The 12,267-nt window shown below is 58.4% G+C and carries 10 protein-coding genes; 6 read left to right on the forward strand and 4 right to left on the reverse strand.

The window, feature by feature from the left end; genetic code table 11:
• The gene (locus RPF88_RS33190) at positions 1-1,494 is read right to left on the reverse strand and encodes a lipopolysaccharide biosynthesis protein (RefSeq protein WP_024505409.1); all 1,494 of its coding nucleotides are present in this window, start codon (positions 1,492-1,494) and stop codon (positions 1-3) included.
• Positions 1,491-2,594, reverse strand: coding sequence for a hypothetical protein (locus RPF88_RS33195; RefSeq protein ID WP_337123985.1), 1,104 nt, complete (start codon positions 2,592-2,594; stop codon positions 1,491-1,493). The genes RPF88_RS33190 and RPF88_RS33195 overlap by 4 nt, the downstream gene beginning before the upstream one ends.
• Positions 2,595-2,959: 365 nt before the next feature.
• Between RPF88_RS33195 and RPF88_RS33200 the strand changes: the two genes are divergently transcribed.
• The 3 genes from RPF88_RS33200 (at position 2,960) to RPF88_RS33210 (ending at position 7,024) form a co-directional block, all read left to right on the forward strand.
• A complete protein-coding gene (locus RPF88_RS33200; RefSeq protein WP_442921312.1) occupies positions 2,960-4,393 on the forward strand; it encodes a DUF4214 domain-containing protein in 1,434 nt (477 codons plus the stop codon).
• A gap of 244 nt (positions 4,394-4,637) precedes the next feature.
• A complete protein-coding gene (locus RPF88_RS33205; RefSeq protein WP_063170847.1) occupies positions 4,638-5,699 on the forward strand; it encodes an NAD-dependent epimerase/dehydratase family protein in 1,062 nt (353 codons plus the stop codon).
• Between the two features lie 5 nt (positions 5,700-5,704).
• Positions 5,705-7,024 carry a DUF4910 domain-containing protein gene (locus RPF88_RS33210; RefSeq protein ID WP_442921313.1) on the forward strand — a complete coding sequence of 440 codons (1,320 nt, stop codon included), beginning with the start codon at positions 5,705-5,707 and terminating at the stop codon, positions 7,022-7,024.
• Here the strand turns inward: RPF88_RS33210 and rfbC are convergent.
• Positions 7,019-7,570 carry a dTDP-4-dehydrorhamnose 3,5-epimerase gene (gene rfbC / locus RPF88_RS33215; protein ID WP_024505404.1) on the reverse strand — a complete coding sequence of 184 codons (552 nt, stop codon included), beginning with the start codon at positions 7,568-7,570 and terminating at the stop codon, positions 7,019-7,021. The genes RPF88_RS33210 and rfbC overlap by 6 nt on opposite strands.
• 323 nt (positions 7,571-7,893) lie before the next feature.
• On the opposite strand from rfbC, the gene RPF88_RS33220 reads away from it, so the two are divergent.
• The 3 genes from RPF88_RS33220 to RPF88_RS33230 are packed head-to-tail and all read left to right on the forward strand — an operon-like array spanning position 7,894 to position 10,651.
• Positions 7,894-9,189, forward strand: a complete 1,296-nt coding sequence (locus RPF88_RS33220; protein ID WP_337123987.1) for a class I SAM-dependent methyltransferase — start codon at positions 7,894-7,896, stop codon at positions 9,187-9,189.
• Positions 9,186-10,001 (forward strand): sugar phosphate nucleotidyltransferase, encoded by an 816-nt coding sequence (locus RPF88_RS33225; RefSeq protein ID WP_027163611.1) that lies wholly within the window; start codon positions 9,186-9,188, stop codon positions 9,999-10,001. The genes RPF88_RS33220 and RPF88_RS33225 overlap by 4 nt, the downstream gene beginning before the upstream one ends.
• Positions 9,998-10,651: a PIG-L deacetylase family protein gene (locus RPF88_RS33230; RefSeq protein ID WP_024505401.1), complete on the forward strand. Its 654-nt coding sequence runs from the start codon at positions 9,998-10,000 to the stop codon at positions 10,649-10,651. Before RPF88_RS33225 ends, RPF88_RS33230 begins: the two co-directional genes overlap by 4 nt.
• Before the next feature lie 332 nt (positions 10,652-10,983).
• Here the strand turns inward: RPF88_RS33230 and RPF88_RS33235 are convergent, their stop codons facing one another.
• Positions 10,984-11,733, reverse strand: coding sequence for a response regulator transcription factor (locus RPF88_RS33235; protein WP_024505400.1), 750 nt, complete (start codon positions 11,731-11,733; stop codon positions 10,984-10,986).
• Between the last annotated feature and the right edge of the window lie 534 nt (positions 11,734-12,267).

Raw genomic sequence — 12,267 nt, forward strand, 5'->3', positions numbered from 1 at the left:
TCAAGCGCCGGCCCGCGCCTCGCCTCGAAAGCCCAGCAGCACATCCTGAAACAGCTTGAGCTGCCCCAAGACGAACAGCAAGACGAATGCATAGATACTGATCAGAACCAGCCCGCCAGCCGCGAGCCGCAGAAGCGAAGGAACCTCCGGGCCGAGATAGCGCTGCACTGCCAGCGCGCCCACCGAGGCGACGATGCCGGCCATCCATGGCCTCATGATCGTCCGCAACAGATCCCCGACTGAAACCGGCGTTCCGTGCAGGCTCCACACCAGGTGTGGATAGAGCCAGAGCACCAGCGCCGTCGAGTAGCTCAGTGCAACGCCCTCGGGGCCGAAGGAGATCCCTGCGCAGTAGGAAGTGATGACGAGAGGGGCGATGGCGAAAGCCAGATACAGGCTGCGCTTCTGCTTGCCGGTCGAGATGAGCAGCCAATATGTAGGGTTGATGATCCCGAACACCAAGATGGTAGGCGTGAGCAGCCGGAAGATGGTCGCCGCCCCCGTCCATTGCGAGCCCAGCACCACGGTAATGATCTCATGTGCGAACAGGAACGAGAACATTGTGATGGGAACCGTCACCGCGATGACGATCGAATATCCCTTGAGGTAGAAGTTCCGCAACCGCGCGGGATCATGCTGCATTCGTGACAACGCCGAGAACAGTACCGCACCGACGGCGCTGTTGATGGTCGCCGTAGGGATGCCAATCAGCTGGAAGGCCCGGGTATACAATCCGAGCGACGCAGCGCCCCAGAGCCGCCCGAGAAGGACTTTCTCCACATTGTAGCCAATATAGACAACGAGGTTGTTCAGCGTGACGATTCCACCGAAATGCAAGAGCGAGCGAATATTGGCGCCGCGTCGAGGCCATCCAGGAATCCACCCGGTGGCGATCCAGCAGCCCAGGCTGTTGATTGCCGGCGAGATAAGTGTCGGGGCGATCAGTGCCCAGTAGCCGTAGCCACGCAACGCGAGCAGCACACCGGACAGGATGCCCACGCACAGGGCACCCGTTTCGATCGCGCTGAGTGTGACATAACGCAAGTCGCGCTCGATCAGAGCGGCATGTTGCACGCCGGCCGCGTTAAGCAGGAAAGCTGGAGCGACCGCGATGGCGATCCTGAGTAGACGCGGCTCATGGTAGAAGGCTGATATCGTGTAGGCACTCGCGGCGCAGAGCAGCGCGAGAAAGACCCCTACCAGTATGTTGATCCAGAACAGTGCCGAAACCTGGTCAAACGAAATCTCATGCTTTTGGATGGTAGCGGAGGAAAGCCCGGCGGTGGTGAAGACGTCGAAAATGCCTGTGAGTGCCACCACCATCGCGACCAGGCCGAAATCGTCAGGGCTGAGCAGGCGTGCCAGGATGGCAATATAGCCCACCCTGAGAATCAGGTTCACCCCCTGGCTCACCATCCTGGCGACGCCACTTTGAATGGCTTCCCTTTTAAGGTTGCGGGGTTCGCCTTTGGCACTGAGGGCCTTGTGGGTCATGTATCACTGGCTGCATACGCGCTTGTTTCCGTTTGAGCTGCCGTAGCATGCCCCATGTGAGCGATTGCCTCGCCAGGCACCCGTTCCAGCCAAATTTCTCGCCACCAGGGATAGACGGCTCTTGGGCACTGCATCCGGCAATCGCTATATCTCGAATTGCACCAGACTTTTTCCAGGATGACCGCCGGTCCCCTGAGCCGGTTGACAAGTCCGGTCTTTTCATTGACAAACGCTGTTACTCGCGACCGGACCCTGAAAGTATGGTCGCAATAGGGGACCATCTCAGCGTCGAAATACAGGCCACGGTTCTTATTATCCGTGTCTAGGGTCTTGAGGATTTCTTCATAGGACTTAACCCTGATCAGCTCCCCCGGTTGGAGATCAAGCTTGATGGTTGGAACCGGCTGGCCGGCAGGTATCGATCCCCGATATCGTGGGAATGAAACGCCACCGTAAATGTGCTGCACCTTGTCATACAGCCAGCTGACAATCACGGAGAGCCTCCCGAGATGCAGACGGCCCATGTAGTGATAGATACTGAATACTGCTGCATAGATGAATCCGACCAGGAGACGCTTTTTGCTGGCATTTCCCGATGCATAGTCTTCCACATACTGCCGGGCATCCCACCAAGAAAGTGGGGTGGTCGCATCCAGAAGTTCTGTGGCTTGGCATGAGTATCTCGGACCACCTGAAAGTGGCTGGCTCTTGGCGCGCGTACCAGCCAGCACGTCGCTTTCCGTGCAACCTTTTCCATTCGCCGCGTTGGTTCGCGGCGCGATTGCCTCGTCCGAGGACGCCACAGGCCTGAGCCATGCCTCTTTCCAGAAGACCAGGCACGCTGCCTGACAACCTCCAAACGCGTTGCCGTCGCACCTCAGGTTTTCAAGATGGATGCCTCCGGATAACTTGCGTCCGCCAGCAAAATTGATCGTGTCACATGTCTTGTGCGCGCGCTTGTAAACACGAAAGCGGTGACCACAATATTGAAACATCTGTGGCATGAAAGGAAGCTCCTCAAGTCGACCATTTCTGTCGAGCGTAAGAAGGATTTCTTCCTTGGACCGAATCTCTACCCAGTCGCCGACCCTCAGTGACATGCAGCACTCCCGTCCACAGCGCGCTCCGCAACCAATGTCATTTGCCTAGTGCCGTACCATAGCATCCCTGGAATCCGACAGCCGTCCCCGAATTAGCGGTAGCTACCTTCCACTTTTGACGGAGTGGAGCCATCGCTGTCACATCACTACGATCCTTCTCTCGGACCCGAACGGTCTCAAAGGCATTTGGGCGGGCTGGTAAGGGTTAGGTGCGGTCGGGTGGAGGCCAGTCCAAATAGGCTGTGCCATGACCACCGTCTAAAGGGGTAACGAGAGCCCGCGCTCAACCGTATGGGCAAATTGCGCGAAGTGTGTGCAGTCCCCACTATCCCGGATCTCGAAATCGGGCAGGGAGGCTTGTTGCCGTGTCGTTTCGTCTCGCAATCGTTGCAGCCTGCCTGCTGGCAACAGCCGCGCCTGCATCAGCCGATTTCCTCTGGGGCATCAATGGCCATCCAATAGTCTCCTATCCGGGCATTCCGGTGGAAAGGCAACTCGACTTCATCAAGGATCTCGGCCTGAAATCGTACCGCGTCAACGTTTCAGGCCTGGACAACGCGGATATGCTCTCCAACCTCGTCGACGCCGGGAAGGCGAGAGGGATCGAGATCCTGCCCGTCATCACGCCTGCGGTCGCCGATCTGGACAAGGATAGTCCGGAAGAGCTCTACGTGAGCACCCGGAAACTGGCGGTCACCCTTGCTACCAGGTTCAAGAACGACATCCGTGTTTGGGAACTCGGCAACGAGATGGAAAACTATGCCATCATCAAGCTCTGTGAGAAACGCGACGATGGTTCGCAATATCCATGTGCATGGGGACCTGCGGGCGGAACAGGACCGCTCGATTACTACGGCCCGCGATGGGTAAAGGTGAGCGCTGTCTTGAAGGGCCTGTCCGACGGCATGACAGAGGTCGATCCGAGCATAAGGAAGGCGATGGGCACCGCCGGTTGGGGCCACACCGGAGCGTTCGTGCGGATGAAGCAGGACGGGATCGCCTGGGATATTTCTGTGTGGCACATGTACGGCGATGACCCGGAATGGGCGTTCCGTGAAATCTCGAGATACGGCAAGCCGATCTGGGTCACCGAATTCAACAATCCTTATGGAAGTCAGCGCAGCGAGCGCCAGCAGGCTGACGGCATCAAGCAGACGATGACGCGGCTTAGCGAACTCAAGGACAAATATAAGGTGGAGGCCGCGCACATCTACGAACTGCTCGATGAGGCCTACTGGGCCCCCGGCTTCGAAGCCAATATGGGATTGGTGAGGCTCGTGGCTCTCTCAGATGGCAAATGGCGGACCGGCGAGCCTAAGCCTGCCTACAAAACGGTACGGGACTTCACCCGCGGCCCCCTGCCGATACCCAAGCCCCATCGGGACTGCGACCCCGAGGCCGCGGCTGCGGACCAGTCCCTACCGGCGCGGCAGGCAAGTTTCGTCTACTGCCTCATTCTTGGCCGCAAGGGCGACACGGCCAGCGTCAATCAGTGGTCGGCGGCACTTGAAGACGGAGCGACCAAACTCCCCGACATGATCATGGAAATGATGCGCTCGCACGAATTCGAAACCAGATATGCCACGATCGGCCTGACAGACCGCGCCTATGTCGGGTTTCTATATCTGTTGCTTCTGAACCGGTCCGCGGACGGCAACGGGCTTGAAACCTATACCTATCAACTGCGTCAAGGCTCAATGACGCGTGAGGCCGTGGCCTTCGGAATCGCCACGTCGGCGGAGTTCAACACCGGACACGCCGCGATGCGCGAAACATCCGCGGTCGCGGGGCCTGGGTGAAATCGAACCAACAAGCGCTAATTGAGTCTCGGATCGGGAATGCTGATGACGAGGCCGATGGAAGCATCAGCGACGGTGATCAGAAGAAAATCCTCCGAAAGGATTAGGCTCGGACCACCCGAAAGGTGCACTGGCGGCAAAGGCTTCGTCCAACAGGGCATCCTGATCGCCTATTGGCGTTCTCCCTCACTGTTTTCAGCCCAAGTAGCCTTCTGGCGATCACTATCGGCTTGAGAGGTGCGCGATGAAAGTCATGGTAACCGGCCATCAAGGCTATATCGGCTCGGTGATGGTGCCGATGCTGTTGCGTGCAGGGCACTCAGTGACGGGCTATGACAGCGATCTCTACCGGCGCTGCACCTTTACAGCAGGGGGCCAGCGGGCTTCAATTGCTTCAATCCAAAAAGACGTCAGGGACGTAGATGCGCGCGACCTCGAAGGGGTCGATGCCGTCATCCACCTGGCGGCTCTTTCCAATGATCCGCTGTCCGACCTTGATCCGGACATCACTTACGAAATCAACCACAAGGGCAGCGTCCGCTTCGCGAAGGCGGCCAAGGACGCCGGCGTGTCGCGCTTCCTGTTCGCCTCATCATGCAGCAATTACGGACAGGCCGGCGACGGGATGGTGGACGAAACGGGCGAACTGAAGCCGGTCACGCCCTACGGCTGGTCCAAGGTGCTTTCCGAACGGGACATTTCTGAACTGGCCGACAGCAGCTTCTCTCCCACCTATTTCCGTCCCGCCACGGCCTATGGCCTCTCTCCCCGGCTCCGCTTCGACATCGTGCTGAACAATCTCGTGGCCTGGGCGGTCACCAAGGGCGTCATCCTGCTGAAATCCGATGGAACGCCGTGGCGGCCGATCGTCCATATCGAGGACATTTCCAGGGCGTTCATTGCCGGGCTGGAAGCGCCCCGCGAGACCATTCACAACGAGGCCTTCAATGTGGGGCAGACGGGCCACAACTACAGGATCCGCGACATCGCCGAGATTGTCGCCGAGGTCGTGCCGGGCTGCCGGCTTGAGTTCGCGTCCGATGCCGGACCCGACAAGCGCTCCTATCGCGTTAACTTCGACAAGATCGCGCTTGCCCTTCCTGCCTTCAAGCCGCAATGGGATGCGCGCAAAGGGGCCGAGCAGCTCTATCATGCCTACCGAAAGTCGAATGTCACTCTCGACGAATTCGAGGGGCCGCGCTTCCAGCGTATCGGCCACATCCGGTATCTTTTGGCCAACGGACTTCTGGACGGTCGGATGCGGGTCGCCGAAGCCTCGAAAAGACTGGAGGTAGCGGCGGGATAAGCGGTGTGGAACAGGTGAATCCCGGCGGACTCGGCTCGCCGCCAGCGTCCGTCAGCCTCGGCCATGAAATCTATGCCTTGGCCGAACGTCTGTTTCCGATCTGCAGGAGCATCACCGGAGATGGTGTGCGACAAACGCTGGACGTCTTGTCGGGGCACATCGATTTGGAACTGCATGAAGTGCCGACCGGGACGCAGGTTTTCGATTGGACCATTCCCAAGGAATGGAACATCCGCTCGGCAAGCATCACAGGCCCGGACGGACAAACGGTCGTGGATTTCGCTGACTCCAACCTGCACATCGTCAACTACAGCTTACCCTTCAAGGGGATACTGCCGCTCGAAGAATTGAGGCCGCATATCCATACGCTGCCGGAACAACCGAAGGTGATTCCCTACCGCACTTCCTATTACACCCCGACATGGGGCTTCTGCGCAGCCCATGACCGTGTGGCCAACATGCCCGACGGTCTCTATCGGGTGGAGATCGATGCCGAATTCAAAGACGGCAGCCTCGCCTACGGAGAATACCTGCACCGCGGGCAAACAGAACGGGAATTCCTGCTTTCGGCGCACATTTGCCATCCCTCACTCGCCAACGACAACTGTTCGGGCCTGGCCCTGCTGGCAGCGCTCGCAAGAAGCCTGAAGGCAAGGGAAACACGATACAGCTATCGCTTCCTGTTCGCCCCGGGCACCATCGGCGCGCTCGCGTGGCTGTCGCGCAACGAGGACCGGACATGTCTCATCGACCATGGTCTGGTGCTGTCATGCGTTGGTGACGCAGGAAGCCCGGCATACAAGCGCAGCCGCCGCGGTGACGCGCTCGTCGATCGCGCCATGGCACACGTGCTCGGGCGTCTAGCTGGGGCAAAGATGCTGGATTTCTCCCCTTACGGTTATGACGAGAGGCAATATTGCTCGCCGGGCTTCGATCTTCCGGTCGGCATGTTCCAGCGGAGCGTCCACGGCACATTCCCCGAATACCACACGTCGGCCGACAATCTTGACTTCATCAGGCCGGAGCATCTCGAGGATTCCTTCCGCATCCTGACGGACGTAATCGACATCATCGAAGAGGACTGGACGCCGTTGAACCTCTTGCCTAAAGGCGAACCGCAACTCGGCAAGCGCGGCCTCTATGCAGCCCTGGGAGGGCAGAAGTCGTCGGGCGCAACGTCGATGTCGCTGCTTTGGGTGCTAAACCTTGCCGACGGGCAGCATTCGCTTCTGAGCATGGCGGAGCGTTCGAACCTGCCGTTCAAGGAACTCGCCGCCGCCGCCAGACTGTTATCGGAACATGGTCTTTTGGCAGCAGCCTCATGAGGCCGACGCGCCGGTTCGCCGTCTGACAAGGGGCCAGGACTTGTCCCTTTCCGACATTGCTGTCGGCATCAATGGCCAGCGGATCGAAAAGGCCGGGTCATTGTAGAGGACGCCCGTCGACGCGTGGGGCGCATAGAACTGCGATATGAGATAAGAGACCTCGGTGCCGTCCGTAAGGGTCTGCAGGCCGTGCGCGAATCCGGCGGGGATATAGACCTGCTTCATGTTCTCGGATGTCAGCTCGAAGCCAAGCCACTTGTAGCGTGTCGGTGAATTCGGGCGCAGGTCCACGACGACATCAAAAATAGCGCCGCGGACACAGGAGACCAGCTTGACCTCGGCGTAAGGCTCCTCTTGGTAGTGTAGCCCCCTGAGAGTTCCCTTTTGGACCGAACAGGACCGGCTGTGCTGGACAAATCGGGTCGCCAGACCGCAATCCGCCATCTCCTTTTCGCAGAAAAGACGGGTGAAAAAACCACGGTCGTCAACCATCAGTGTAGGCTCGATCAGCCAGACACCTTGAAGCTCCGTTTCGGTAAACAGCATGCACTTGGATCCCCCGTGCCGAGCAAGACCGGCGCGGCAATTGTCAGCGTCGCCAGCCGACGCTGGAAGGGCTACCTAAGCCTTAGGTGGCCTCTTCGATAGGGGTATATCCGGATGACGGCTTTACCCGTTCGGCGGGCCTCGCGCCGGCATTGCCGCCGCCCGCTCGCTATTAGGATTAAGGCACCCGACGGATTGGCAAATCGAACCAGGGGGGGCTGTATCCTAACCTGTGGCCATCTGCCTGCGGAGGCGCGGCAGGCATCGGTTCTGCGTAGCGCGCCGCGTCTCCGTTTTCAAACCAGCAGACAGGAGCAGGGGGAATGAACATTCAGGCAGTCGAAATCGTCCGCGATCATAGTGCGGCAAGCCGGAATGTCGGCTGCAGGCTCTGCGGGTCGCGCCTGCGCCACACCCTGGTCGATCTTGGCATGTCGCCGCCGTGCGAGAGGTTCCTGCAGCCCGACCAGCTCGACCAGATGGAACCTTACTACCCGCTCAACGTGCTTGTCTGCGACACGTGCTATCTGGTGCAGCTCAAGGAGTATATGAGCCCAGAGACCATCTTCAGCGAATACGCCTACTTCTCTTCGTTCTCGACCAGCTGGGTGGCTCATTCGAAACTTTATTGCGAGACGATCACGGGACGCCTTGGGCTTGGCCCTGACAGCCTTGCGGTGGAACTCGCAAGTAATGACGGTTACTTGCTGCAGCATTTTCTGCCACTCGGCGTTCCTGTGTTGGGCGTCGAGCCGGCAGCCAATGTCGCGCGCGCCGCGATCGAGAAGGGGGTGGCCACCTGGGTCGACTTCTTCGGCGTCCGGCTGGCAAATCAAATGGTGGGCGAAGGACTTCGCGCGGACCTCATCATTGGCAACAACGTCCTGGCGCAGGTGCCAGACCTCAACGACTTCGTCGCCGGGGTGGCGATCCTGCTCAAACCGGAGGGCATGGTCACTCTCGAATTCCCACACATCGAGCGGCTGATGGCGGAGAACCAGTTCGACACCATCTACCACGAGCATTTTTCGTATTTCTCACTGTTGACGGTCGACCTGATGGCGGCCCGTCACGGGCTGCGGCTGATCGATGTCGAGGAACTTCCCACCCACGGTGGGTCGCTGCGGGTCTATCTCTGCCACGAAGGCAGTGCCTGGCCGAGGAAGGACAGCATCGCCCAATTGCTCGAGCGCGAAACCAGGCATGGGCTTGGAGAGATGTCGACCTACGCCTCTTTCGGCTACAAGGCGCAGCGCTCGAAGCGTGATCTCTTGGCATTCCTGATTTCGGCCAAGGAAGAGGGCAAGACGATTTGCGGTTACGGCGCGCCTGGCAAGGGAAACACGCTGCTGAACTACTGCGCCATCGGCACCGACTTCCTGGATTTCACAGTGGACCGCAACCCGTACAAGCACGGGCGTTATACACCTGGAATGCACATCCCGATCAAGCCCGTCGACGCAATCGACGAGGCTAAGCCAGACTACATCCTCATCCTTCCGTGGAATCTGAAGGACGAGATCATTCAGCAGATGCGCCATGTCGCCGCTTGGAACGCGAAATTCGTAGTGCCGATTCCTTTCGTGACCGTAATCGATCCGTCGGAGTACGAGAAATGAAAGTCATTCTTTTCTGTGGCGGTCGCGGGACCCGCATTCGCGACTATTCCGAAAGCATCCCAAAGCCGATGATACCGCTCGGCCACCAGCCGATCCTGCGCCATGTCATGCAATGGTATAGTGACTATGGGCATGACGAGTTCGTGTTGTGTCTGGGCTACAAGGCCAACGTGATCAAAGACTTTTTCTTGAACACCCGGCCGCAAACGTTTTCCGATTGCGTGGTTACGCGAGGAGGCCAGGACGTCAAGCTCCTCGGCGACACAATCAAGGACTGGAGCATCACTCTGCTCGATACCGGTATTTGGCGCAGCATTGGAGAGCGCCTGTGGGCTGCGCAGGATCACGTCAGGAACGAGAAGATGTTCCTGGCCAACTATTCCGACGGCCTGACCGATGTCGACTTGGACGACATGATCGGAAAATTCGAGGCCAGCGGCAAGATCGGCTGCTTTCTGGCAGTGCACGCGCCGCTGACTTACCATTTGGCCGACATCGCGGAAGATGGCCGCGTGCGCGAGTTTCGTGCGGCCGAGACATCGGAGATCTGGATCAATGGCGGCTACTTTATATTCCGTCCGGAAATTTTCAACTACATGCGCGACGGCGAGGAACTCGTTGTCGAGCCGTTCAAGCGTCTGATCGATGACAACATGCTGATGGCGTACAAGCACGAGGGTTTCTGGCGTTCAATGGACACGCTGCGCGATTGGCAATCACTCGAAGACATGGTCGAAAAGGGCGACATGCCCTGGAGTATGATAGCCACCGCCGAGAAGAATAGGCGTAGTATGGGGTTGGCCGCATCATGAAGGGGCTTGGTCTCGCGCGTGGCGGCGAGGAACTCTCGATTCTGTGCGTCGGGGCCCATTCCGACGACATTGAGATCGGCGCGGGAGGCACAATCCTCAGTCTGATCGCGTCGGAGGTCAAACTTCACGTCTACTGGTGCGTCTTAAGCGCCGGCGGCCAGCGGTCGGCCGAAGCCAGGGCTTCGGCCGAAGCCTTCCTCGAAGGATCCCATTCGTCCACGATCGACGTTGCGGATTTTGAAGACGGCTATTTCCCAGTTCACAGCCGATCGATAAAGCATTGGCTGATGGACGTAAGATCAAGGGTCCATCCCGACGTGATATTAACCCATGCCAGGTTCGACGCCCATCAGGACCATAGGGAGGTCAACCAACTGACCTGGAACGTTTTCCGCGATCACCTTGTGCTCGAATACGAGATTCCGAAATGGGACGGCGATCTTTGCCAACCCAATGCGTATGTGCCGATTGCAGCCCACGTGCTGGAACGCAAGATCCAACTCCTTCACGAGCACTTCGGGACACAGCGCTCAAAGGACTGGTTCGATCGGGAGACATTCGCCGGGCTTGCGCGGTTGCGTGGAATGGAATGCCGGGCACCCGAGCACTTTGCGGAGGCCTTCACGCTTAGGAAGGTCAAAATATTGTAGCGATAGCCCTCCGGGGTCGCTGTCGCAAGGATTGGTCCCCCAGGACGGCACGACCAGTTCCACGAGAGAGCAGCAACCTGGTCCTCGCCATTGACGAAGTGTCACTTCCGGCTGGTTGCTGGACAGTGAGGCAGGCGTGCTTTGGACGCCTCGCAATGGTTAGTCTTTAGGAACAGGACATATGGGAGCTGGCTATATGCGGGGCGTCCACCACGGGTGTCCAGCGGGACGGAGGTCCCTCAATTGTGCAGCAATCATCCCCCAGATCAGACGCTACGCGAGAGCAAAACGGTCCGCACGATTTAACCAAAGTTAGCGTCTCATTTGCTTCGTCACTCCACAGCCAGAGATCCTTCGGCGAAGAGATCGTTGACCTTGTAAGCGACTTCCGTCCGGTTGGTCGCCTTAAGCTTTTTCATGATGTTGCGGATGTGCACCTTCACGGTGCTTTCTCTCAGGTTCAGCTCATAGGCGATGATCTTGTTCGCCTTGCCGCGTCGGAGCGCCTGGGCGACCTCAGCCTGTCTGAGCGTGAACATGCCTGTCAAAGGTGTTTCAAGGCTGCCTGAATCTATCAGGTGCCGCATGGACAGGACACTACTTGCAGGAACGAAAATGCCTCCTGCCACCGCAAGATTGATCGCCTCGACACAGACGTCGATCCCGACAGAGGTCGGAATGTAGCCACGTGCGCCACATTCGAGAGCCGCCAGTATCTGTGCAAGGTCTTCTGTGTCGGCCAAGATCACCACAGGCACCGACCTGAACTCGGACGAAATGCGCCTGATCTGATCCGCTATGCCATGGTCGGTGACTTTCCGGCCGCCCAGGTTGAAAAGAATGGCTGCAAGGATCATCCCCTCTTTCACGCGCCATTCGTCTATCGAACCCTTGGCCTCGACGGCCATGCCGAGTTCGTGGTCTTCCAAGGCCGATGCCAGACATTCGCGATCTAGCGCCCTTCCGTCCAAGATGAGGAGGCATTCTCTGCCTACTTGTTCATGGACCGTTGCTTTTCCGCCGGACGGAATTCCTGCCGGCTCTACCGAAGTGTATTTATGCAGTTCTACTGTGGAACTCATACTCTTACCCACCCTTTTCCCAACAAAATCCGCCCTGAGGCGGCAATTAGCCCCTCACTCGCCAGTTTCTTCAGAAAGTATAGTAATGCCCACCCGTTCTGAGAGCCTGGCTGGAATTGTCCAACCTGGTGCACCCGCTGTTCCTCATTCCCAGCCAGAACAGCGTGAGTAGCTTATGGGCTATTCACAAGCGGGCGCTAACTTAAGTTAATTTTCGGTAAATTTTTGAGCCACGAAATCCCGACGCCTACCGGGAAACGCGAAGCCAGGGCGGCCGCGCCGCGCTTGTGCCGACACAGATACGCGTTGCGAAGGCTCGGGCTGAGGTGGCCACCTGAGGACCATCCTCCGTCAGCAAACACATATCCAGAACGGATCCGGCATTCTGGATCTCGGCTTCCAGCGCGTCGATCAGTCTTTCGACAGCTTTGCTGGCAATATGGCTGTCAGGGTACTTGGCTTTCACAGTGGCGCACTCGTAGATTTCCTTGAATTGCCTGACCCTGCTTGGGTCCGAACATGCGATATACATCC

This window comes from Mesorhizobium sp. ISC11 (assembly GCF_037162595.1).
Taxonomy (GTDB): Bacteria; Pseudomonadota; Alphaproteobacteria; order Rhizobiales; family Rhizobiaceae; genus Mesorhizobium; species Mesorhizobium ciceri.

Excerpts from the sequence above, each read along its gene's own strand:
- RPF88_RS33190 (WP_024505409.1), bottom strand. The coding sequence starts at position 1,494 with ATGACCCACAAGGCCCTCAGTGCCAAAGGCGAACCCCGCAACCTTAAA.
- RPF88_RS33195 (WP_337123985.1), bottom strand. The coding sequence starts at position 2,594 with ATGTCACTGAGGGTCGGCGACTGGGTAGAGATTCGGTCCAAGGAAGAA.
- RPF88_RS33205 (WP_063170847.1), top strand. The coding sequence starts at position 4,638 with ATGAAAGTCATGGTAACCGGCCATCAAGGCTATATCGGCTCGGTGATG.
- rfbC (WP_024505404.1), bottom strand. The coding sequence starts at position 7,570 with ATGCTGTTTACCGAAACGGAGCTTCAAGGTGTCTGGCTGATCGAGCCT.
- RPF88_RS33220 (WP_337123987.1), top strand. The coding sequence starts at position 7,894 with ATGAACATTCAGGCAGTCGAAATCGTCCGCGATCATAGTGCGGCAAGC.
- RPF88_RS33225 (WP_027163611.1), top strand. The coding sequence starts at position 9,186 with ATGAAAGTCATTCTTTTCTGTGGCGGTCGCGGGACCCGCATTCGCGAC.
- RPF88_RS33230 (WP_024505401.1), top strand. The coding sequence starts at position 9,998 with ATGAAGGGGCTTGGTCTCGCGCGTGGCGGCGAGGAACTCTCGATTCTG.
- RPF88_RS33235 (WP_024505400.1), bottom strand. The coding sequence starts at position 11,733 with ATGAGTTCCACAGTAGAACTGCATAAATACACTTCGGTAGAGCCGGCA.